This window comes from Mesorhizobium sp. WSM4828 (genome assembly GCF_055811175.1).
Window position 1 is genome coordinate 238,365 of sequence record NZ_JBVVQK010000003.1, and the last position, 21,679, is coordinate 260,043.

At 63.1% G+C, this 21,679-nt stretch carries 20 protein-coding genes; 15 read left to right on the forward strand and 5 right to left on the reverse strand.

Annotated features, from left to right (window positions below):
• The first annotated feature begins 123 nt into the window (after nt 1–123).
• From AC0L2X_RS05860 to AC0L2X_RS05885, 6 genes are all read left to right on the forward strand, one after another.
• Nucleotides 124–519 carry an AGROH133_08824 family phage infection protein gene (locus AC0L2X_RS05860; RefSeq protein ID WP_473599395.1) on the forward strand — a complete coding sequence of 132 codons (396 nt, stop codon included), beginning with the start codon at nt 124–126 and terminating at the stop codon, nt 517–519.
• A 246-nt stretch (nt 520–765) separates the two neighbouring features.
• Nucleotides 766–1,326, forward strand: a complete 561-nt coding sequence (locus AC0L2X_RS05865; RefSeq protein ID WP_352636906.1) for a F0F1 ATP synthase subunit delta — start codon at nt 766–768, stop codon at nt 1,324–1,326.
• Entirely contained in the window at nt 1,326–2,855 is a 1,530-nt protein-coding gene (gene atpA, locus AC0L2X_RS05870) for a F0F1 ATP synthase subunit alpha (RefSeq protein ID WP_352489181.1), read from the forward strand. The genes AC0L2X_RS05865 and atpA overlap by 1 nt, the downstream gene beginning before the upstream one ends.
• 28 nt (nt 2,856–2,883) lie before the next feature.
• Complete coding sequence (locus tag AC0L2X_RS05875) at nt 2,884–3,768, forward strand: F0F1 ATP synthase subunit gamma (protein ID WP_473599396.1); 885 nt, start codon at nt 2,884–2,886, stop codon at nt 3,766–3,768.
• Nucleotides 3,769–3,835: 67 nt separating this feature from the next.
• Nucleotides 3,836–5,398, forward strand: a complete 1,563-nt coding sequence (atpD, locus tag AC0L2X_RS05880; RefSeq protein ID WP_473599397.1) for a F0F1 ATP synthase subunit beta — start codon at nt 3,836–3,838, stop codon at nt 5,396–5,398.
• A 118-nt stretch (nt 5,399–5,516) separates the two neighbouring features.
• Nucleotides 5,517–5,924, forward strand: coding sequence for a F0F1 ATP synthase subunit epsilon (locus tag AC0L2X_RS05885; protein WP_473599398.1), 408 nt, complete (start codon nt 5,517–5,519; stop codon nt 5,922–5,924).
• A gap of 169 nt (nt 5,925–6,093) precedes the next feature.
• On the opposite strand, the gene uxuA is transcribed toward AC0L2X_RS05885, so the two are convergent.
• Together uxuA and AC0L2X_RS05895 are read right to left on the reverse strand one after the other, a co-directional pair.
• Entirely contained in the window at nt 6,094–7,272 is a 1,179-nt protein-coding gene (uxuA, locus tag AC0L2X_RS05890; RefSeq protein ID WP_473599399.1) for a mannonate dehydratase, read from the reverse strand.
• Nucleotides 7,269–8,768: a mannitol dehydrogenase family protein gene (locus AC0L2X_RS05895; RefSeq protein WP_473558420.1), complete on the reverse strand. Its 1,500-nt coding sequence runs from the start codon at nt 8,766–8,768 to the stop codon at nt 7,269–7,271. The genes uxuA and AC0L2X_RS05895 overlap by 4 nt, the downstream gene beginning before the upstream one ends.
• 175 nt (nt 8,769–8,943) lie before the next feature.
• Here AC0L2X_RS05895 and uxaC point away from each other — a divergent pair, with 175 nt between their 5' ends.
• The 9 genes from uxaC (at nt 8,944) to recQ (ending at nt 18,273) form a co-directional block, all read left to right on the forward strand.
• Nucleotides 8,944–10,353 (forward strand): glucuronate isomerase, encoded by a 1,410-nt coding sequence (gene uxaC, locus AC0L2X_RS05900; RefSeq protein ID WP_473558423.1) that lies wholly within the window; start codon nt 8,944–8,946, stop codon nt 10,351–10,353.
• Nucleotides 10,354–10,390: 37 nt separating this feature from the next.
• A complete protein-coding gene (locus AC0L2X_RS05905) occupies nt 10,391–11,368 on the forward strand; it encodes a TRAP transporter substrate-binding protein (RefSeq protein WP_352489188.1) in 978 nt (325 codons plus the stop codon).
• A 103-nt stretch (nt 11,369–11,471) separates the two neighbouring features.
• On the forward strand, nt 11,472–11,999 hold the full coding sequence (locus tag AC0L2X_RS05910; protein ID WP_473558469.1) for a TRAP transporter small permease: 528 nt from the start codon (nt 11,472–11,474) through the stop codon (nt 11,997–11,999).
• A gap of 4 nt (nt 12,000–12,003) precedes the next feature.
• Nucleotides 12,004–13,284, forward strand: a complete 1,281-nt coding sequence (locus AC0L2X_RS05915) for a TRAP transporter large permease (RefSeq protein WP_352489189.1) — start codon at nt 12,004–12,006, stop codon at nt 13,282–13,284.
• Between the two features lie 10 nt (nt 13,285–13,294).
• On the forward strand, nt 13,295–14,071 hold the full coding sequence (locus tag AC0L2X_RS05920) for a FadR/GntR family transcriptional regulator (RefSeq protein WP_352489190.1): 777 nt from the start codon (nt 13,295–13,297) through the stop codon (nt 14,069–14,071).
• A gap of 28 nt (nt 14,072–14,099) precedes the next feature.
• Complete coding sequence (kduI, locus tag AC0L2X_RS05925; RefSeq protein ID WP_473599400.1) at nt 14,100–14,957, forward strand: 5-dehydro-4-deoxy-D-glucuronate isomerase; 858 nt, start codon at nt 14,100–14,102, stop codon at nt 14,955–14,957.
• Entirely contained in the window at nt 14,954–15,721 is a 768-nt protein-coding gene (gene kduD / locus AC0L2X_RS05930) for a 2-dehydro-3-deoxy-D-gluconate 5-dehydrogenase KduD (protein ID WP_473599401.1), read from the forward strand. The genes kduI and kduD overlap by 4 nt, the downstream gene beginning before the upstream one ends.
• 23 nt (nt 15,722–15,744) lie before the next feature.
• Nucleotides 15,745–16,083 carry a cupin domain-containing protein gene (locus AC0L2X_RS05935; RefSeq protein ID WP_352489193.1) on the forward strand — a complete coding sequence of 113 codons (339 nt, stop codon included), beginning with the start codon at nt 15,745–15,747 and terminating at the stop codon, nt 16,081–16,083.
• Nucleotides 16,084–16,443: 360 nt separating this feature from the next.
• The gene (gene recQ / locus AC0L2X_RS05940) at nt 16,444–18,273 is read left to right on the forward strand and encodes a DNA helicase RecQ (RefSeq protein WP_473599402.1); all 1,830 of its coding nucleotides are present in this window, start codon (nt 16,444–16,446) and stop codon (nt 18,271–18,273) included.
• Nucleotides 18,274–18,275: 2 nt separating this feature from the next.
• On the opposite strand, the gene AC0L2X_RS05945 is transcribed toward recQ, so the two are convergent.
• The 3 genes from AC0L2X_RS05945 to AC0L2X_RS05955 form a co-directional block, all read right to left on the reverse strand.
• Nucleotides 18,276–19,007, reverse strand: coding sequence for a hypothetical protein (locus tag AC0L2X_RS05945; protein ID WP_473558438.1), 732 nt, complete (start codon nt 19,005–19,007; stop codon nt 18,276–18,278).
• A gap of 688 nt (nt 19,008–19,695) precedes the next feature.
• Nucleotides 19,696–19,950: a hypothetical protein gene (locus AC0L2X_RS05950; protein ID WP_473599403.1), complete on the reverse strand. Its 255-nt coding sequence runs from the start codon at nt 19,948–19,950 to the stop codon at nt 19,696–19,698.
• A 173-nt stretch (nt 19,951–20,123) separates the two neighbouring features.
• Complete coding sequence (locus AC0L2X_RS05955) at nt 20,124–21,041, reverse strand: alpha/beta fold hydrolase (protein WP_473558443.1); 918 nt, start codon at nt 21,039–21,041, stop codon at nt 20,124–20,126.
• Nucleotides 21,042–21,679 lie beyond the last annotated feature (638 nt).

Here is a 21,679-nt window from a genome sequence, read left to right on the forward strand (position 1 = left end):
AGACAACGGTCGCGCCCGCGTTGGGCTGACGCGCCCTGCAAATTGCCGACGGCCCATCTGGCGTATGTCAGTTGCTTCGCTAGAATGCCCGAAATTTTGAATATCCATTTACGAGGGGACAAGATGGAATTTGCGTTTCCGTGGCCGATGAGCCAGGGCGAGTGGCTGGCATGGTCGAGCGCGGTCGCGACCCTATTGCTCGGCCTGTTGCTGTTCCTGGCTCCACAGCTGGCCTTTCGCATTCTGCGGCTGCAGGTCAGACCGGACAAGGCAGCGGCGATCGCCGAGGGGCGCGGCCGGATGTCGGGCTTCTATCTCGGCGTCAGCCTGTGCTGCATCCTCCTGGCGCAGCCGCTGCTCTACATGGCGCTCGGCTTCTCCTGGCTTTTCACCGCCTTCGGCCGGCTGCTGTCGATGATGTCGGACGGCGCCAACACGCCGTTCAACTGGGCATCCATCGTCGTCGAGCTGGTGCTGGCGGCGCTGCCGCTTGCCTTCGCCTTCGGCTTTTTGCCCTGAATCAGGGATCAATCCGGGGTTGGTTGCTGAACTCGGCCAGCGGATGCGACAATAGTGCCTGAAAACCATGCCGGACGACGCATTGCGGTCTGAAAATGCCTGTGCTAGACGGCAATCGACTTTCGACCGGGGATAGCGGAAGCCGCGCCTCCGTGCTTGGAAAAATGCAGTAAGGTCAAAGATTTAGCCAGAGTTTTTGCTCGCGCCAACAATCTGCGGCCTGTCAGACAAGAGAAAAGACGGTCCGTGGCCCAATCGTCATCGCCAATCTCAGGTGTCGCAGAACGCTATGCGGGTTCGCTGTTCGAACTCGCGCTGCAGACCAATTCGGTCGCCAGCGTCGAGGCCGACCTCAACAGTTTCGAAGCGATGCTCGAAGGCAGCGCTGACCTTTCGCGGCTGATCAGGAGCCCTGTCTTCTCCAGCGAGGACCAGGCCAAGGCGATCGCCGCGATCGCCGACAAAGCAGGGATTACCGGCCTCACCGGCAATTTCCTGCGCGTCGTTGCCCAGAATCGCCGGCTGTTTGCCGTGCCCGGCATGATCAAGGCGTTCCGCCAGATCGCCGCCGAACACCGTGGCGAGACCGCTGCCGAGGTCACCTCGGCACATGCGCTGACGCCTGCCCAGGAAACCGAGCTGAAAGCAGCGCTGAAAAGCGTCGCCGGCAAGGACGTGGCGATCACGGTCACCGTCGATCCGTCGCTGCTCGGCGGACTGGTGGTCAAGATAGGCTCGCGCCAGATCGATACGTCGCTCAAAACCAAACTCAATTCGCTCAAGCTTGCACTGAAAGAGGTCGGCTGATGGACATCCGCGCCGCGGAAATTTCCGCAATTCTGAAAGACCAGATCAAGAATTTCGGCAAGGAGGCCGAGGTCTCCGAAGTCGGCCAGGTGCTGTCCGTCGGTGACGGTATCGCCCGCGTCTACGGCCTCGACAATGTCCAGGCCGGCGAGATGGTCGAGTTCCCCGGCGGCATCCGCGGCATGGCGCTCAACCTCGAAGCCGACAATGTCGGCGTCGTCATCTTCGGCGCCGACCGCGACATCAAGGAAGGCGACACCGTCAAGCGCACCGGCGCCATCGTCGACGCGCCCGTCGGCATGGGCTTGCTCGGCCGCGTCGTCGACGCGCTCGGCAACCCGATTGACGGCAAAGGCCCGATCCAGGCCACCGAGCGTAAGCGCGTCGACGTCAAGGCGCCCGGCATCATTCCGCGCAAATCGGTGAACGAGCCGATGTCGACCGGCCTCAAGGCCATCGACGCGCTGATCCCGGTCGGCCGCGGCCAGCGCGAGCTGGTCATCGGCGACCGCCAGACCGGCAAGACCGCGATCATCCTCGACACCATGCTCAACCAGAAATCGGTGCACGACAACGGCCCTGAGAAGGAAAAGCTGTACTGTGTCTATGTCGCAGTCGGCCAGAAGCGCTCGACCGTGGCGCAGTTCGTCAAGGTCCTGGAAGAGCGCGGCGCGCTCGACTATTCGATCATCATCGCCGCGACCGCCTCCGATCCGGCGCCAATGCAGTTCCTGGCGCCGTTCACCGCCTGCACCATGGGCGAATATTTCCGCGATAACGGCATGCACGCGCTGATCAGCTACGACGATCTATCGAAGCAGGCCGTCGCTTACCGCCAGATGTCGCTGCTGCTGCGCCGCCCGCCGGGCCGCGAAGCCTATCCCGGCGACGTTTTCTACCTGCACTCGCGCCTGCTCGAGCGCGCCGCCAAGCTCAATGACGAAAACGGCGGCGGGTCTCTGACGGCGCTGCCGATCATCGAGACGCAGGCCAACGACGTTTCGGCCTACATCCCGACCAACGTCATCTCTATCACCGACGGCCAGATCTTCCTTGAGACCAATCTGTTCTTCCAGGGCGTCCGTCCGGCGGTCAATGTCGGCCTGTCGGTGTCGCGCGTCGGCTCCTCGGCGCAGATCAAGGCGATGAAGCAGGTTGCCGGGTCGATCAAGGGCGAGCTCGCGCAGTACCGCGAAATGGCTGCTTTCGCGCAGTTCGGCTCCGATCTCGACGCCGCCACGCAACGCCTGCTCAACCGCGGCTCGCGCCTGACCGAGCTGTTGAAGCAGCCGCAATTCTCGCCGCTCAAGGTCGAGGAGCAGGTCGCGGTGATCTTCGCCGGCGTCAACGGCTATCTCGACAAGCTGGCGATCAACCAGGTCGGCAAGTTCGAGCATGGTCTGTTGTCGCATATGCGCTCGGCCGGCAAGGACGTGCTCGACGGCATCCGCAAGGAGAAGGCGCTGTCCGACGATCTGCGCGCCAGGCTGAAGGCAGAAATCGACGCCTTCGCCAAGACCTTTGCTTGAGCAGGACGGACGGGATCAGGTTTGAAGCATGCCTTCGTTAAAAGACCTTCGTAACCGTATCGCCTCGGTCAAGGCGACGCAGAAGATCACCAAGGCGATGCAGATGGTCGCCGCGGCGAAGCTGCGTCGCGCGCAGGAAGCGGCGGAAGCGGCGCGTCCCTATTCGGAGCGCATGGGCGCGGTGCTGGCCAATATCACCCAGGCGATCGGTGGCGGCGGCGATGCCCCGGCGCTGATGACCGGCACCGGCAAGGACGACGTGCATCTGCTTGTCGTCTGCACCGCCGAACGCGGTCTGTGCGGCGGCTTCAATTCGCAGATCGCCCGTTTTGCCCGCGACCACATCCGCAAGCTTCTGGCTGATGGCAAGCAGGTCAAGATCATCTGCGTCGGCAAGAAGGGGTTCGATATATTGCGCCGCGACTACGGGGCGCTGATCGTCGAGCGTGTCGACCTGCGCGAGGTCAAGACGCTGGGCTTCGTCAATGCCGATGCCATCGCCAAGAAGGTGATCCACCTGTTCAACGAAGGCGGCTTCGACATCTGCACGCTGTTCTACTCGCAGTTCAAGTCGGTGATCAGCCAGATCCCGTCGGCGCAGCAAATTATCCCGGCGGGCGTCGCTTCGGCTGCCGCGGAAGTGAAGGATGGCGGCAGCGCCGTCTACGAATACGAGCCGGAGCCGGGCGAAATCCTTTCCGATCTCATCCCGCGCAACATTTCCGTGCAGGTTTTTCGCGCGCTGCTCGAGAATGCGGCCGGCGAGATGGGCGCAAAGATGAGCGCCATGGACAATGCGACGCGCAACGCCGGCGACATGATCAACAAATTGTCGATCACCTACAACCGCCAGCGGCAGGCGCAGATCACCAAGGAATTGATCGAAATCATTTCGGGCGCCGAGGCGCTCTAGGCACGCTCACAAGGAGGTCATCGACCTCAAGCGTGTGAGAAACAAAGAGACGAAAAGGGTAAAGACGATGGCGAAAGCAGCGACCCCGAAGACGGCAGCCCCCAAGGCCGCGGCGCCAGCGAAGGCTCCGGCAGCAAAGGCAACTCCGGCCAAGAAGGCGGCAGCAACCAAGGCCGCCGCTGTGAATACGCCGGTCGCCACAATCAAGAAAACCGGCCTGGCGGGCAAGGTTCGCCAGGTCATCGGCGCCGTTGTCGACGTCCAGTTCGGCGAACATCTGCCGGCGATCCTGAACGCGCTTGAGACGATCAATGTCGGCAATCGCCTGGTGCTCGAGGTGGCCCAGCATCTCGGTGAGAACACCGTGCGCTGCATCGCCATGGACTCGACCGAAGGTCTGGTCCGCGGCCAGGACGTCTATGATACCGGTGCACCGATTACCGTGCCGGTCGGTCCGGGCATGCTCGGCCGCATCATCAACGTCATCGGCGAGCCGGTCGACGAGGCAGGCCCTGTCGACGGCATCGAAATGCGCTCGATCCACCAGCCGGCGCCGACCTATGTCGAGCAGTCGACGGAGGCGCAGATCCTGGTCACCGGCATCAAGGTGCTCGACCTGCTGGCCCCCTATGCCCGCGGCGGCAAGATCGGCCTGTTCGGCGGCGCCGGCGTCGGCAAGACGGTGCTGATCCAGGAACTGATCAACAACGTCGCCAAGGCGCATGGCGGCTTCTCGGTTTTCGCCGGCGTCGGCGAGCGCACCCGCGAAGGCAACGACCTCTATCACGAGTTCATCGAGTCCGGCGTCAACAAGAAGGGCGGCGGCGAAGGCTCCAAGGCAGCGCTCGTCTATGGCCAGATGAACGAGCCGCCGGGCGCGCGCGCCCGCGTCGGCCTGACCGGCCTGACGGTTGCCGAATATTTCCGCGACCAGGGCCAGGACGTGCTGTTCTTCGTCGATAACATCTTCCGCTTCACGCAGGCGGGTTCGGAAGTGTCGGCGCTGCTCGGCCGCATTCCTTCGGCCGTCGGCTACCAGCCGACGCTGGCCACCGACATGGGCGCGCTGCAGGAGCGTATCACCACGACGACCAAGGGCTCGATCACCTCGGTGCAGGCGATCTATGTGCCGGCCGACGATCTGACCGACCCGGCGCCGGCGACCTCGTTCGCCCACCTCGACGCGACGACCGTGCTCAACCGCGCGATTTCGGAAAAGGGCATCTATCCGGCCGTCGATCCGCTCGATTCGACCTCGCGCATGCTTGACCCGATGGTTGTCGGCGAAGAGCATTACCAGGTTGCCCGCCAGGTGCAGTCGATCCTTCAGCGCTACAAGTCGCTGCAGGACATCATCGCCATCCTGGGCATGGACGAGCTGTCGGAAGAGGACAAGCAGACGGTTGCCCGCGCCCGCAAGATCGAGCGCTTCCTGTCGCAGCCCTTCTTCGTCGCCGAAGTGTTCACCGGCGCACCGGGCAAGCTGGTCGACCTCGCCGACACCATCAAGGGCTTCAAGGGCCTTTGCAACGGCGACTACGACCATCTGCCAGAAGCCGCCTTCTACATGGTCGGCGGCATCGAGGAAGCGGTCGAGAAGGCGCAGCGCCTGGCCGCCGAAGCGGCCTGATGGTGAATGGTCAATAGTGAATTGTGAATGGGGAGTAGCGGATAGGAAATCGGGGCTGAGTGAAGGTCATTCTTTTTGACCATTCACCATTCACCATTCACCAGTCGCTAAACTGATCATGCCTGAAGCTTTCAAATTCGAACTGGTCTCGCCGGAGCGCCTCTTGGTTTCCGAGCAGGTCGACTCCGTCGTCATCCCGGGCGCCGAAGGCGAGATGACCGTCATGGCGCATCACGCGCCGGTCATGACCACAATCAAGCCGGGCGTCGTTACGCTGAAGACCGCGCAAGGCAAGGAAGAGCGCTATGTGGTGTTCGGCGGCTTTGCCGACATCGTTCCGGCCGGCTGCACGCTGCTGGCGGAATCGGCTGTGGCCGTCGGCGACATCGACCGCGCCGACCTTGCCCGCCGCATCCAGGAGGCCAGGGAAGACGCCGCCGACGCCAAGGACGATCAGACCCGCAGCAAGGCCGAGCAGTTCCTTAACCAGCTCACCACGCTCGAAGGCGCCATCCTGCCGGCTTGACAGGCGCTCTCTCCCTTCTCCCCTTGTGGGAGAAGGTGGATTGGCGCGCAGCGCCAAGACGGTTGAGGGGTGTTGGAAGAAATGGGACGTTGGCGTTCCCTGGAACACCCCTCATCCGACCGAGCTTCGCTCGGCCCCTTCTCCCACAAGGGGAGAAGGGAGGGGCTGCTCAAACTGTCAGCGTTTCCACCGCCCGCATGACGCCGCGCAGTTCGGCGAGGCCCTTCAGGCGGCCGATGCAGGAATAGCCGGGGTTCACCTTCTTGCCGATGTCGTCGACTATGGCGTGGCCATGATCGGGACGCATCGGGACCTGCCAATCCGCCCTGCCTGCCGCCTTGCGCCGCCGCTCTTCACCAATCAGCGCCGACACGACGGCCACCATATCGGTGTCGCCGTCGAGGTGCTCGGCTTCGTGGAAGGAGCCGTCGGGCTCCTTGGTGACATTGCGCAGATGGGCGAAGTGGATGTTTTCGGCGAAGGCCCTGGCCATTGCCGGCAGATCGTTCTGCGCGCCCGCGCCGTAGGAGCCGGTGCACAGTGTCAACCCGTTAGCCGGCGAAGCGACAGCGTCGAGCAGCGCGCGTGCGTCATTGGCGTTGGAAACGATGCGCGGCAGGCCGAACAGCGAAAAAGGCGGATCGTCGGGGTGGATCGCCATCCTGACGCCGGCCTCTTCGGCCACCGGCACGATCTCGCGCAGGAAGGCAAACAGGTTTTCGCGTAGTCCTTCGGTGGAGACGTCCTTGTAGAGGTCGAGGGCGCGGCGGAAGCTTGCCCGATCGAAGATGAATTCGCGCGCCGGCACCCAGCCGATCAGGTTGCGCTCCAGCCTTGCCTTGTCGCTGTCGCTCATCCCTTGCAGCCGCACACGCGCCGCCTCGATACGGGCCGGCGGGTGATCGGCCTCCGCCCCTTCTCGCTCAAGGATGAAGACGTCATAGGCGCAGAGCTCGACGACATCGAAGCGCAGCGCCGTGCCGCCATGCGGCATGGGATAATCGAGGTCGGTGCGCGTCCAGTCGGTGATTGCCATGAAATTATAGCAGACGGTATTGATGCCGGCGGCGGCGACGGCGCGGATCGAGGCCTTGTATTTGTCGATCAGGCTGCGCCAGTCACCGCTGCGGGTCTTGATGTCCTCATGGACGACGATGCTCTCGACCACATCCCAGGTCAGGCCTGCTGCCTCGATCTCGGCCTTGCGCCTGGCGATCTCGTCCGCCGGCCAGGCGCGGCCGTCATTGAGGTGGTGCAGCGCGCTGACGATGCCGACGGCGCCGGCTTGACGGACATGGGCAAGCGTCACCGGATCGTCGGGCCCGAACCAGCGCCAGGTCTGTCTCATCGCTTCTCACTCCCTATGCCAAGCGCCGCGAAGGCGGCGCCAGGCCCGCCCCGCCGCAGGCGCTCGAGATGGGCTGCCGTCAGATCGATCAGTGTCATGCGGTGGGAGTGGTCCTTGGCGAAGCCGGCGAGATCGAACATTGCTGTCACCGTTTCGACAGCCGGCCGGCTGCCGAGCGTAAGCCGAGTGTCGATCGGATCGGTGAAATGGGCTTCCGGCAGGGTTTTGCCGCGCGCCTCGCAAGCGGCGATCCAGGCGGCTACCACCAGCATGAGATGCGCAGGCGGGTCACCGGCACCCAGCCGATCGAGGGCCGAGGCGACGATGCGCTGCGGCAGCTTCTGGCTGCCGTCATTGGCGATCTGCGCCGTGCGATGGGCGAGCGCCGTGTTCGAATAGCGTTCGGCAAGTTGGGCCGTGTAGCCGGCCGTATCGAGCCCGGCGTCCTGCGGCAGCGTCGGGATGGCCTCGGCCCATAGTCCGTCGACGAATTGCCGGATCGCCGGATCGGCAAAGGCGCGGTCGACCGTGTCGTAGCCGCTGAGCAGGCCTAGATAGGCGATTGCCGAATGCGAGCCGTTGAGCAGCCGCAGCTTCATGTCCTCGAACGGCCTGACGTCGCCGACCATGGTGACGCCGAACTTTTCCCAGGCCGGCCTGCCCGCCGGGAAATCGTCCTCGACCACCCATTGACAGAACGGCTCGGTCATCACCGGCCAGGCATCCTCGAAACCGAGCTCGACGGCGATACGCGCCCGGTCGGCATCGGTGGTCGCCGGCACGATACGGTCGACCATGCTCGACGGAAAAGCGACGCCGTCGGCGATGTACGCGGCGAGCCTGGCATCGCCTGAAGTGGCGAGCCTGGAATCGCGCAGTGCTGCGAATTCGACCAGCAGGCGGTGCAGCGTGGCGCCATTGGCCGGAAGGTTGTCACAGCAGAGCACGGTGAAAGGCTGGATGCCGGCGGCACGGCGGCGCGACAGCGCTTCGGTCAGAAAACCATGCGCCGTCCGTGGCATTTGCGGGTTGGCCAGATCATGGACGATGTCGGGGTGGGTATTGTCCAGTCCGCCGCCGGCTGCTCTCAGATAGGCCTTTTCGGTGATCGTCAGCGTGACGATGCGGGTGCGCTGATCGGTCAGAGCTGCGAGCACCGCAACCGGATCTTCCGGCGCGACCAGCAGCGACAGGATCGAACCGATGACGCGCAGCTCTTCGCCGATGCTGCTTCTGATCGCCAGCGTGTAGAGGCCATCCTGCGGCGCCAGTGCGTCGCGCGTGTCTGGACTGCGCAAGGACACGCCGACAATGCCCCAGTCCGCCTCTCCCGCCGCCAGGCAGTCGTCGACATACGCCGCCTGGTGGGCGCGATGGAACGCACCGACGCCGAGATGGACGATGCCCGGTGCGACGACGCCGCGGGCGTAGCGGGGAACCGCGACCGAAGCCGGCAGTGCCTTCAGCGTGCTGTTGGAAAGGCGTCTATTGGTCATTGCGCCACGTGTCTGATCGAGATTGTTGGGTCACTGCTGGCAGGCGGCGTAACACCCGATGCCATCATGCACAATGGGCAATGGCCCACGAAAAGTCATCATACAACAACCCAGTTTTTGTATGTTGACATTATTTCTTTCGAACCCTACCGATGTCCGGATTGGGAGGATTTACGTGGCCGCATTGACGGATCCGGATCTGCTGTTTGCCGCCGAGGCGCGCCCGCGTTCGCTGGCCCGCGATCTCTATGCCGCGGTCAAGGACCTGCCGATCGTCAGCCCGCACGGCCACACCGACCCGCGCTGGTATGCGCTCAACGAGGCGTTTCCGGATCCGGCGCAATTGCTGATCGTGCCGGACCACTACATTTTCCGTATGCTGTTCAGCCAGGGCGTTCGCCTTGAGGAGCTTGGCGTGCCGACTCTTGACGGCTCGCCGGTGGAGACCGACGGCAGGACGATCTGGCGGCGCTTCGCCGAGCATTACTACCTGTTTCGCGGCACGCCGACCCGGCTGTGGTTCGACCATGTTCTTGCCCACCTGTTCGGCATCGAAGAGCCGCTGAATGCCAAGACGGCTGACCGCCATTACGACACGATCGCGATGCTGCTGCAGTGGGAGAATTTTCGCCCCCGAGCGCTGTTCGAGCGCTTCAACATTGAGGTCATCGCGACGACCGAAGGAGCGCTCGACGATCTCAGATGGCACCAGATGATCCGCGACAGCGGCTGGGAGGGCCGCGTCGTCACCGCCTATCGGCCGGACGCGGTCGTCGATCCCGATTTCGAAGGGTTCTCGGCCAATCTCGACCGGCTTGGCGAGATCACCGGGTGCGATACCGGCAACTGGGCCGGCTATCTCGATGCACATCGCCAGCGGCGGGCCTTCTTCAAAAGTTTCGGTGCGACGTCCTCCGATCACGGCCATCCAACGGCCGAAACCGCCAATCTCTCGGATGCCGCCGCGCAGGAGTTGTTCAACCGCATCCGCCGGGGCTCGGACGACGAGCGGGAGCGAAAACTGTTTCGCGCCCAGATGCTGACCGAGATGGCCAAGATGAGCCGCGACGACGGGCTGGTCCTGCAGATCCATCCCGGCTCCTGGCGCAATCATTCGCCGGCTATCTTTCACAAGTTCGGCAGGGACAAAGGCTTCGATATCCCGACCCGCACCGATTATGTGACGGCGCTGAAGCCGTTGCTCGACTGTGTCGGGCTGGAGCGCGACCTCACCATCATCCTCTTCACCCTCGACGAGACGAGCTATGCGCGCGAGCTGGCGCCGCTCGCCGGCGTTTACCCGGCATTGAAGCTCGGGCCAGCCTGGTGGTTCCACGACAGCCCCGAAGGGATGCGCCGGTTCCGTGAGATGACCACCGAAACGGCCGGTTTCTATAACACCGTCGGTTTCAACGACGACACCCGCGCCTTTCCATCCATACCGGCCCGCCATGATGTGGCGCGCCGGGTCGATTGCGCATATCTGGCGCGTCTCGTCGCCGAGCATCGGCTCGGCGAAGACGAGGCGCACGAGCTGGCGCAGGAACTTGCCTATACGCTCGCGAAAAAGGCGTACCGGCTCTAACGGCGCTTGCCGCCATCGTTCAAAACGGGAGGAACCAATGCTGCATTTTTCGAGATTGGCGGGAGCTACGCTACTTGCCGCCGCACTGCTGGCCGGAACGGCAAGCGCCCAGACGGTCCTGCGCTCGTCCGACACGCACCCGGACGGCTATCCGACGGTCGAGGCGGTCAAATATTTCGGCGAGCTGGTGAAGGAGCGCACGGCCGGCCGCTATGTGGTCGAGATCTATCCTTCCGCGCAACTCGGCGAGGAAAAGGACACGATCGAGCAGGTGCGCACCGGCGTGATAGATCTCAACCGCGTCTCGATGGCGCCGTTCAACGGGCTCATCCCGGAGACCACCGTGCCCTCGCTGCCCTACATCTTCCGTTCGGAAGAGCACATGCACAAGGTCATGGACGGGGCGATCGGCGACCAGATCGCAGCGGCGTTCGACCAGGTCGGGCTGGTGCTGCTCGCCTTTTACGACGGCGGTTCGCGCTCCTTCTACAATTCGAAGAAGCCGATCAACACCGTCGCCGATATGGCCGGGATGAAGTTCCGCGTTATCCAGTCCGACATCTTCGTCGACATGGTGGCGGCACTCGGCGCCAACGCGACGCCGATGCCGTATGGCGAAGTATATTCGGCGATCGAGACCGGGGTCATCGACGGCGCGGAGAACAATTTTCCGAGCTACGACACCGCCAAGCACGCGGAAGTCGCCAAGTACTATTCGCTCGACGAGCACACGATGGTGCCGGAAGCCTTCGTGATGGCGAAGTCGAGCTGGGACAAGCTGACGCCGGAAGACCAGGCGATCTTCAAGGCGGCCGCCAAGGAAAGCGTCGCCAAGCAGCGCGAGCTGTGGACCGCCAAGGTCAAGGAATCGCGCGCCAAGGTCGAGGCGGCCGGTTCGCAGATCACGACGCCGGACAAGCAGCCCTTCATCGACGCGATGGGGCCGGTCTACGAGAAGCACGTCAAGGACGACAAGCTGAAGGCCATGGTCGAAGCCATCAAGGCCGTGCAGTGATCAAGCGGCGGCGCGGACATTCCGCGCCGCCATCCTCCTGGGGAGAAAACCGGTGACTTCCAGCCCAAAACCAACACCGCTCCTGTCGGGCGTCGCGCAAGTGATGTCGCGCGTCAGCACGGCGGCGCTGTCGATCGCCGGCATCGGGCTGGTGCTGATGACCGCGTTCGTCGCCTGGCAGGTGTTCGGCCGCTACGTCCTGAACCGCTCGCCGAGCTGGACCGAGCCGGGTTCGGTGATGCTGATGAGCTGGTTCATTTTCCTCGGCGCTGCCGTCGGTGTGCGCGAGAACTATCATCTTGGCTTCGACGTCCTGCTCTACGTGCTGCCGAAAGGCGGCAAGCGCTGGCTGCGGATGATTTCGGATCTCGTCGCGCTCGCCTTCGGCATCGGCATGATCTGGTATGGCAGCCAGCTGGTCGCATTGACCTGGGGCTCCGTCTTGCCGTCACTCGGCATATCGGGGGGCTGGGACTACGTCCCGCTTGTCGCCGGAGGCGCGCTCATCGTGCTTTTCACACTGGAGCGCATCGTGCTTCGCCTCTCCGGCGCGCCGATCGACGATGCCCTCGATGAATTGCCGCCCGCGGAAGTCGCAGCCGAACTCGACACAGCTGATGTGAAGGTCTGACGCCATGGAACTGTGGATTCTCTTCGGCGTCTTCACCCTGCTGATGCTTATCGGCACGCCGATCGCTTTCTGCCTCGGCGTCGCAAGTCTTGCCACCGTCCTCTATATGGGCCTGCCGCCGCTCATCGTATTCCAGCGCCTGAATTCCGGCATGAGCGTCTTTTCGCTGCTGGCCATTCCGTTTTTCATCTACGCCGGCGACTTGATGGTGCGCGGCGGCATCGCCAGCAAGATCGTTGCCTTCGCCGGCTCGCTCGTCGGCCATTTGCGCGGCGGCCTCGGCCAGGTCAATATCGCCACCGCTACACTGTTCGGCGGCATTTCCGGCTCGGCGGTTGCGGAGGCAGCGGCGGTCGGCGGCCTGATGATCCCGCAGATGAAGGCGCGTGGATATGGAGCGGACTACGCCGTCAACGTCACGTCGATGGCGGCGCTGATTGCGCTGCTGCTGCCGCCGTCGCACAACATGATCATCTACTCGATCTCGGCAGGCGGAAAGATCTCCATCGCCGATCTGTTCACGGCCGGTATCATCCCGGGCCTGCTACTGGCCCTGTCGCTGATGGTCACCGCCTATATCGTGGCGCGCTCCCGCGGCTATCCGACCGAGGCGTTTCCGGGCTTCGCCGCCGTCGCGCATCTTTTCGCCGTTGCGGTGCCCGGCCTGCTGCTGATCGCGATCATCTTCGGCGGCGTGCGATCGGGCGTCTTCACCGCCACCGAGAGTTCCTGTATCGCCGTCATCTATGCGTTGCTCGTGACCGTCTTCGTTTACCGGCAGATGACCTGGGAAGGGTTCGTTCATGCCACCCATGGCGCCGTGCGCACCACGGCCATGGTGCTGCTCATCATCGGCATGGCGGCGGCGTTCTCGTGGCTGATGGCCTTCCTGAAAGTGCCGGCAGCGTTGATAGCCTCCATGAACGCGATCTCGGACGATCCGCTGGTCGTGCTTCTCCTGCTCAACCTCTTGATGCTGTTCCTCGGCACGTTCATGGACATGGGGCCGACGATCATCATTTGCACGCCGATCTTCCTGCCCGTGGCGCAGGCCTACGGCGTCGATCCGGTGCATTTCGGCGTCATCATGATCCTCAATTTCGGCATCGGACTGAACACGCCGCCGGTGGGCGCAGTGCAGTTCGTGGCGTGTGCAGTGGGCAAGATATCCGTCTGGGAATCGATGCGCTCGATCTGGCCGTTCTATGCGGCAGGTCTCGTGGTGCTGGCGCTCGTCACTTACATTCCGGCCATTTCGCTATGGCTGCCGAGCGTCTTCAAATAGGGGGTGCGACATGGCCTCGGATACCGCAGTCGGGCTCCGCGTCGAACGAAGACCGAAGCTTTCGGAAACGGTCGTCGCGGCGATCCGCAAGCAGTTGCAGGCGGGCGAGATCCAGCCGGGGCAAAAGCTGCCGACAGAGGGTCAGCTGACTGAAACCTTCGGGGTCAGCCGCACCGTGATACGCGAGGCGCTGGCCAAGCTTGCCGCGGACGGCCTGGTCGAACCACGCCAAGGCGCCGGCGTCTTCGTCACCGAGCATATCTCGACAGCGTTCGGTGCTCTGGCAGCGGAGATGGGCAGCAAGGACTCGATCGCCCTCAACGTGCTCGAAGTCAGATTGGCGATCGAGATCGAATCCGCCGGGCTCGCGGCCATCCGCCGCAACGCCGCGCAGGAAGCGGCGATCCAGGAAGCCTTCTTTGAATTCGAGCGGCTGCTCCTCAATAGCGAGCCGACGGGACCGGCCGACCTTGCCTTCCACCGCGCAATCGCCAGCGCCACCAACAATCCATTTTATGTCGAGATGCTCGACGTGCTCGGCCGACGCGCCATTCCTTGCGACGTGACCTCGCCCTGGTCGACCGAGATCGCCCAATCGGACGCCTATCAGCGCGGCCTGCAGCGTGAGCATCTGGTGATCCTCAATGCCATCTCGGCAGGCGATGCCGAGGCGGCCCGGGAGGCGATGCGCGCGCATCTCGGTGCCAGCCAGCAGCGCTATCGCGAGCGCCTGCACGCGCGCCAGGTTTTTTATGCCGACTCGGTCAAGGCCGCGGCAACCGAATAAGCAATTGAGGCAGCCCCATGGGACAGCAATGAATCACACTGACAATCATACGGATTTCACCTCCCGCTTCGCCATCGATCCTGTTTCTGCCGCAGCCATGGGAACGGACGAACTGCGTCACAATTTCCTGATCGAGGACTTGTTCCAGCCCGGCCGCATCAGCCTGACCTACACCCATTACGACCGCATGATCGTCGGCGGCGCTATGCCCGCCGGCACACCGCTGCCGCTGCAGGCGATCAAACCGACCGGGACGAAGAATTTTCTCGATCGCCGTGAGATGATCATCGTCAACATCGGCGGCGCGGGCATTGTGACAGCCGGCGGTCAATCCTATGAGTTGCAGGCGCGCGATATGCTCTATCTCGGCATGGGCACTGATGAGGCATCGTTCGCTGCGATCAATCTGGCTGAGCCGGCTAAATTCTACCTGCTCAGCGCGCCGGCGCATCAGAGCCATCCCAACCGGCTGATCCGCATCGGCGATGCCAAGCGGCTCGATCTCGGCAGCCAGGCAACCTCCAACGAGCGCTCGATCTTCCAGTTCATCCATGCCGATGGTGTAAAGACTTGTCAGCTTGTCGTCGGCATGACCCAGCTTGCCTCCGGTTCGGTCTGGAACACCATGCCATGCCATGTGCATGACCGGCGCATGGAAGCCTATCTCTATTTCGACCTGCCGGAGGCGGCGCGGGTGTTTCATTTCATGGGCGAGCCGGACGAAACGCGCCATCTCGTCATGCGCAACGAGGAGGCGGTGCTGTCGCCGGGATGGTCGATCCATTCGGGCGCCGGCACCTCGAACTACGCCTTCATCTGGGCGATGGCTGGCGACAATGTCGACTATACCGATGTCGACCTGGTGGCGGTGGAGGAGCTCAAGTGAGCGATCTCTCGGCCTTCAGCCTTGCCGGCAAGCGCATCCTCGTCACCGGCGCCAATACCGGCATCGGCCAGGGCATCGCCGTGTCGATCACGCGCGCCGGCGGCGCGGTGGTCGGGGTCGGCCGCTCGGCGATGGACGAGACCGCGGAGAAGATTGCAGCGGCCGGCGGCCGCTTCGAGGCCGTCCGCTGCGATCTTGGCGATGATGCAGCCGCCCAGGCGATGCTTGACCGCGTCTGGGACGACACCGGGCCGCTCGACGGCCTGGTTAACAATGCCGGCATTATCCGGCGTGCCGATGCGGTCGAACTGACCGAAGCCGACTGGGACGACGTCATCGGTGTCAATCTGAAGACGGTATTCTTCCTCAGCCAGCGCTTTGCCAGGCGCGTGCTCGCCGATCCGGCGCGGCGCGGCAAGATCGTCAACATCGCTTCGGTGCTGAGTTTTCAGGGCGGCATCCGCGTGGCCTCCTACACCGCCTCCAAACATGGCGTGCTCGGCATTACCCGGCTGCTGGCATGCGAATGGGCGGCAAAGGGCATCAACGTCAACGGCATTGCGCCCGGCTATGTCGAGACCAACAACACCGAGGCGCTGCGCGCCGATCCCGACCGCAGCGCGTCGATCCTGGCGCGCATTCCGGCCGGGCGCTGGGGCGCGCCGGAGGACATCGGCGACGCAGCCGTCTTCCTGCTGGCGCCGGCGTCGAACTACATGCATGGCGCGGTGGTGCCGGTGGATGGCGGCTGGCTGGCGCGATGAACAACAAAAATGAGAGTTTGGCGATGACCGGAACCAAAATCTTCTCGCATGCCGGCGAGGGTGCGTGGACGCCGACGCCCGACGGCAACCGCCGGCGCGTGCTCCTGCACACCGATGAACTGATGATGGTCGAGTTCGGTTTCGACAAGGGCGGCGTCGGCGCGCTGCATTCGCACCCGCATGTCCAGGCGAGCTACGTCGCCGAGGGCCGCTTCGAGGTCACCATCGACGGCAGGACCGAGATCCTGGAGGCCGGAAGCAGCTTCATCGTTCCGTCCAACCTTGTCCATGGCGTCACGGCGCTGGAGGCGGGACGACTGGTCGACAGTTTTACGCCGCACCGCGCCGATTTCCTCGACTGAGCCGCTGGCCCGAAGATCAGGCAGCCGGTTCTCGGAACGAAAAACCCGCGCCTCCGGAGAGACGCGGGCGTGTTGCCTGGGCGCTTGTGGCGCCGCGGTACTCAAAACATCACCGCAGAACCTGAACCTGCCGAATGATGGTGAAGATAGGATTAACCGCTCCGAGGCGGCGCGATATTCACAGCCAAAGCGAATAGGGGCTGGAACGACGGTCTGATATCGGCCAATGAGAGAGAGGTTCGCTTCAGGCGGTGCCGAGGAGGACCGGAGGGGTCGATAAATGTTCGAATCTGCTGTCCAGGCAATCACCTGGCGATTCGCCGGGAAATTTCGGCAGGCCGTGTCCGCGAAAGTTCTGTAATGCAGGCAGCAGCGAGCATCCCGCCGGAGGATTCCAAGCGGCGCGTCCTGAAGGATGTATTCGGCTTCGATGATTTTCGTCTCGGCCAGGCGGCTGTGATGGAGGCGCTGCTGGCCGGGCGCCATGTGCTGGCTGTCATGCCGACCGGCGCCGGCAAATCGCTCTGCTACCAGGTCCCGGCGCTGGTGCTGGGCGGGCTCACCATTGTCGTTTCGCCGCTAGTGGCCCTGATGCAGGATCAGGTCGCCGCATTGCGCCTTGCGGGCGTGGCGGCCGATACGATCAATTCCTCACTCGACCGCGATGCCAATGTCGCTGCATGGCGCCGCGTCGCGGCAGGCCAGACGCGCCTGCTCTACCTTGCACCGGAGCGGCTCATGACGGTGCGAATGCTCGAGGCGTTGATCAAGCTCGATGTCCGGCTGCTCGCCATCGACGAGGCACATTGCATCTCGCAATGGGGACCGGCGTTCCGGCGCGAATACGAAGAATTGTCACGGCTGCGCGGCATCTTCCCCGATGTGCCGATCATTGCGCTGACGGCGACGGCGGACGAGACGACGCGCACCGACATTGCCGCGCAACTGTTCGACGGGCGCGTCGATACCGTGGTGCTCGGCTTCGACCGGCCGAACATCAAGTTAAGCATTGAGCCCAAGCAGGACAGCAAGCGCCAGTTGCTAGGCTTCGTGCAGCGCCATGCGGGCCGCAGCGGGATCGTCTATTGCCTGTCGCGCAAAAAGACCGAAGAGATGGCGGCGTTCCTCGAGCGGAACGGCGTACGCGCGCTCGCCTATCATGCCGGCATGAGCAAGGACGCGCGTGAAGCGAATCAAAACGCTTTCATGACCTTGTCCGGCGTGGTGATGGTGGCGACCATCGCCTTCGGCATGGGGATCGACAAGCCGGATGTCGCCTATGTCTTCCACACCGACCTGCCGGGCAGTCTTGAGGCCTATTATCAGGAAATCGGGCGGGCGGGCCGCGACGGGCGGGCGGCCGAGGCACATATGCTCTTCGGTCTCGGCGATATCCGCATGCGCCGGCTTTTCATCGAAGACGAGGACGCGCCGGCTGAGCACAAAAGGCGCGCGCATGGCCGGCTCGATACGCTGATCGGCTATTGCGAGACGACGCAGTGCCGCCGTCAGATCCTGCTTGGCTATTTCGGCGAAAGTGCTTCGCCTTGCGGCAATTGCGACAACTGCCTCGACCAGGCGCCGCATGCGGATGGCGAGGCGGAGGCGCGGATCATCCTGGCGGCGATCGCACAGACCGGCGAGCGCTTTGGCGCCGCCCATGTCGTCGATGTCCTGCTCGGCCATGAGACCGAGAAGGTTCTAGACAGGAACCACCACAGGCTTGCCAGCTTCGGCACCGGTGTGGCGCACAAGAAAAACGTGTGGCTGTCACTGGTCCGCCAGCTCGTCGCGGGAGGGTTTCTGACATTGGACTCAGCCGGCCATGGCGGCCTCGCCATTGCCGAGAAGGGCCGTGCGCTGGCTCGGGGCGAGGCTTCGTTCCGGTATCGCGTGGACGCGCGCCAGTCATCGCGAGGCAAGATACGGACCGTACAGGATACCGCAGCAGGCACGGAAGGTCTGGATTCGGCGCTGCTGGCCGCGCTCAAGGCGGTACGGCTGCGTCTTGCCCGCGAACGCCAGGTCCCGGCCTTCGTGATCTTTTCGGATCGTACACTGATCGATATGGCCGAACGCTGCCCGCGTGATCTGGACGCCTTCGCCGCGGTCAACGGCGTCGGCGCCGCCAAGCTCAAGGATTTCGGCGAGATATTCCTCGGCGCGATCGCTGCGCATCAGTCCGGTTAGTCTTAGGGCCCTGGAGCCGCCGTCTGGTGCAGTTGAAGAACTACGGCTTGCCAATCTGGCCAGCCATCCAGCAGTGTAACAATAAGCTGTGCGCACAGCTCCTCGGTTGACCGAAGGGTGGCGGCCCGGGCGTTCCAACCGTCTGCTGACTTGGGCTCTTTGAGTGAGCCCGTATGGACGGCTGCAGACCGAAGCTTGTAGGCATCTCGAACTAAACTAAATATCCGCGAACGATCGGCGGCGTCACGCCCCAACAACCAAGCGGCACGCTGAGCAATCTTGAAGGTAATCTCGCTGTTGTCGCCGCTGCCGTCGTGCATCAACAGCATCTCCAGGCAAACGCCAAGATCTGTCACCTTCTCGACCTGATCGGATCGACCCCGGGCCGATGCAAGTCGCTCAATGGCTCGAACTATTACCGGTTCAGAAGGTCTAGCCATCGCCTTCATTACAGCGGCTACCTGCGCCGCGCGTTCTATGCCCAAGGTAACGGTTGGTTTAACACCTGAGCCTACGGATACCATGCTGCCACCTGTCATGTGGGGCCATCCAGAGTCGTCGAAGTAGACATAGCGAGCATCCAGCCCAGGTGCTGCGCCGCCACCTACGATCAGTGCCTGAATTGCCCTCTTGATCAGTATTTCGGCAGGGTCTTCCGGTGAGGTTGGAAAGTCGGACGGCGGGCCATCGAAGATCACTCTGCGATCCAGTTCGCGAACGACAATCGCAGCCATCGGACGCTCCGTAAAAAGAAGCTGACGATCGTCAAACGAGGCAAAGGCCCAAAACCAGGCGTCGGTCTTGGCCAGAGCCTCCGCAGGTTCAATGGTGAGGCCGGCACCGAGATCGATTACGCTTTCGAGTCCTAGGCCTCGTACAGCCTGAACGGTGACAACCGTAGATTGCTTCGTTTGAGCAATCCGCCTGAGGCTAAATGCAATTTCGTCCGCATTAGCCCATGTATAGCACGATCAACCAGATAAATGCTCGTCGCGTCATGGGAGAAGCCACCAGCTCTATTACGGGGCCAACTAGCGCCTCGGGTATATGGGCCCAACTGGCGCGTCCATCGTTGGGCGCCGATAGCACGATGGGAGATGCCTTTTTAGCCGCCGTTTCGATTGCGCGGGCAAGCTCTTCGTATGCCGAATCGAGTTCTTCATCAGTCATCTGGAGACCTTAATTATGAAACGCGGCTGGGCATTTCTTGGAAGCTCAGACACATTCAAAGATGCAGCCACACGTGCATCCTGCGCATCAATCAGGCCGTTGTCGTTTTCCTCGGTTTGGCCGTGTCGCCGAGACCGAAGCCGTGACTGTGAGGTGACCGAATTCATGGAGCCTTTCGAGCCTCGGCTCAATGCCGCGCGCTGTGACATCGATTCTGCCTTCGCCTCGCAGGCTCTCACTCCGGCGCCGCAATCAGCACCTGCTTCGTCTCGCCGCCGCAATCGCCGCCTCCTGCTGCCGCAAGCGCTCGATCTTCGCACTCTGGCGGGCAGCGACGGTCGCGGCGACACGCTGTCCTCCCAACAGCCAGCCCGGAATGTTGGTGTGGACGACTTTGCCGCGAGCAATGGCCGTTGCCGACATTTCGTCGGCGACCGCGCCTATCGCCACGTTGATCTCGACGCAACTCATCTTGTCGTATTTCGCAGCATCAAAGGATGCCGGCAAAGGCGATGCGCAACTTCCGACAAACATCAGGCTGCACATCATAGGCGTGGCCGTGGAGATCGCCTTCATTCCCTTATCAAGCACGTTGATGCCGGACGGGCGGATTTCGGAGGGTTCTCGATCTCGGGCCGCGAAGCACTCCCGAGGTTCCGCGTAACTGAAGCATGTGACCTCTACAACACTCCGTGCCGACCGTCCTGCTTGTCTTCGAAGAATTCCGAGAGAACCGCTGCGATCTTTTCGGGGTGCTCTTCCGGGAAAAAGTGCCCGCCTTGGACAGCGCGTCCTTCCACTCTGTCGGCCCATTTCCTCCAGATGGCCAGCGGCCCGCCTTCTTGCGCATACCAGTTCTCCAGGGCGCCTTCGCCACTCCATAGCGCCAGTAGCGGAAACTCGATGCGACGACCGTTTGCCTGGTCCAGCGCGTCATGTTCACGATCGATCGTCGCAGCGGCGCGATATTCTTCGCAGATGGCATGAATATGCGCGGGATCGCGAAGCGCATCAACATAGGCGTTCCTGACCTCTTTGGAGACCATTTTCGCCGACGATCCCCACTGCGTCATCGCATCGTCGACGACGGCATCGGGAGCCGCGCCTATCAGACGCTCCGGCAGGGGCTCCGGCTGAGCAAGAAGGCTCCAGGGCCAAAAGCCGAGTGCCAGTCTGGCATCGGCCCGATCCCATGTTGCGGCGGTGGGGATGATGTCGAGGGCGGCGATTTTGAGGACTTTGTCGGGATGGTCGAGCGCCAGGCGATAGGCAACCCGCCCGCCACGATCATGCCCGGCAACCATGAATCGCTCAAACCCCAGTTGCTTCATGGCTTGAACCATGTCGCCGGCCATGGGGCGCTTGGCGTATGGGCTATGATCGGCAGACGAAACCGGGCATCCGCTTCGTCCGTAGCCTCGAAGGTCGGCAGCGACCACCGTGAAGCGGGGCGCCAAGGCTGCGGCGATATCCCTCCACATCAGATGCGTTTCTGGAAAGCCGTGAAGAAGCAGCAGCGGCGGACCGGCGCCGCCGACCCTTGCGAAAATGGTCGTATCGTCCAGTCGTAAGCTGGTGGCTCTGAAACCTGCAAACACCGTCAGCCTCCTCCGCGCCCCTTAGGAAAGCTCCCTAAGGGCGCAAACGGCCGCCTGAGGCGAAAACCCCGGCCGCGATGGCCAGGGCTCAAGCCGGTCAGTTGCTAGAATCGAAACCAGACCCAAACGCGCCTGCGGAAGCACCGCCTGCGCCGATAGCCGTTTCGCCAGTAAACGCGACAGACCCTTCGCCAAGCGCGCCGGCGGCGGCGACGCGGCCGGTGCCACCGGCGATGATAGACTGGTTGCAACTCTGCTTGAGTTTCGTCGTCGAAGGTCTCGACATCCGGCGCCTCGAGTTCATCGAGAATGCCGCTTCTGGCAGTTGGAACGCCGGCCACTGCGTTGATTGGCCGAACTGTGCTTGCAAGGGCCGCAGCCCCGGCAATGCCAAACATTCCAGTCAAAAATAGTCGCCGATCCATGGAAACCTCCCGATCTTCAACCAGCGATAGAACAAGGCTAACGATGGGGAGATAGCGCAGTCGGTGCAAACGCCCAGAGCCGCGCGGCGATTGCGATGATCCGGTCGGTCGGAGGGTGTCGCCGCCTCCGAAGTGGGACGGCTACCTCGGTCGACAAACACCCGGCGCTTTTGAATTGCGGCCCACGCTTGCTCCTACGGACTGAAAATGAGA

Bases quoted from the DNA above. Each gene is read 5' to 3' on its own strand.
- AC0L2X_RS05860 (WP_473599395.1), top strand. From the start codon at position 124: ATGGAATTTGCGTTTCCGTGGCCGATGAGCCAGGGCGAGTGGCTGGCA.
- atpA (WP_352489181.1), top strand. From the start codon at position 1,326: ATGGACATCCGCGCCGCGGAAATTTCCGCAATTCTGAAAGACCAGATC.
- AC0L2X_RS05875 (WP_473599396.1), top strand. From the start codon at position 2,884: ATGCCTTCGTTAAAAGACCTTCGTAACCGTATCGCCTCGGTCAAGGCG.
- atpD (WP_473599397.1), top strand. From the start codon at position 3,836: ATGGCGAAAGCAGCGACCCCGAAGACGGCAGCCCCCAAGGCCGCGGCG.
- AC0L2X_RS05885 (WP_473599398.1), top strand. From the start codon at position 5,517: ATGCCTGAAGCTTTCAAATTCGAACTGGTCTCGCCGGAGCGCCTCTTG.
- uxuA (WP_473599399.1), bottom strand. From the start codon at position 7,272: ATGAGACAGACCTGGCGCTGGTTCGGGCCCGACGATCCGGTGACGCTT.
- AC0L2X_RS05895 (WP_473558420.1), bottom strand. From the start codon at position 8,768: ATGACCAATAGACGCCTTTCCAACAGCACGCTGAAGGCACTGCCGGCT.
- AC0L2X_RS05905 (WP_352489188.1), top strand. From the start codon at position 10,391: ATGCTGCATTTTTCGAGATTGGCGGGAGCTACGCTACTTGCCGCCGCA.
- AC0L2X_RS05910 (WP_473558469.1), top strand. From the start codon at position 11,472: ATGTCGCGCGTCAGCACGGCGGCGCTGTCGATCGCCGGCATCGGGCTG.
- AC0L2X_RS05915 (WP_352489189.1), top strand. From the start codon at position 12,004: ATGGAACTGTGGATTCTCTTCGGCGTCTTCACCCTGCTGATGCTTATC.
- AC0L2X_RS05920 (WP_352489190.1), top strand. From the start codon at position 13,295: ATGGCCTCGGATACCGCAGTCGGGCTCCGCGTCGAACGAAGACCGAAG.
- kduI (WP_473599400.1), top strand. From the start codon at position 14,100: ATGAATCACACTGACAATCATACGGATTTCACCTCCCGCTTCGCCATC.
- AC0L2X_RS05935 (WP_352489193.1), top strand. From the start codon at position 15,745: ATGACCGGAACCAAAATCTTCTCGCATGCCGGCGAGGGTGCGTGGACG.
- recQ (WP_473599402.1), top strand. From the start codon at position 16,444: ATGCAGGCAGCAGCGAGCATCCCGCCGGAGGATTCCAAGCGGCGCGTC.
- AC0L2X_RS05945 (WP_473558438.1), bottom strand. From the start codon at position 19,007: ATGGCTGCGATTGTCGTTCGCGAACTGGATCGCAGAGTGATCTTCGAT.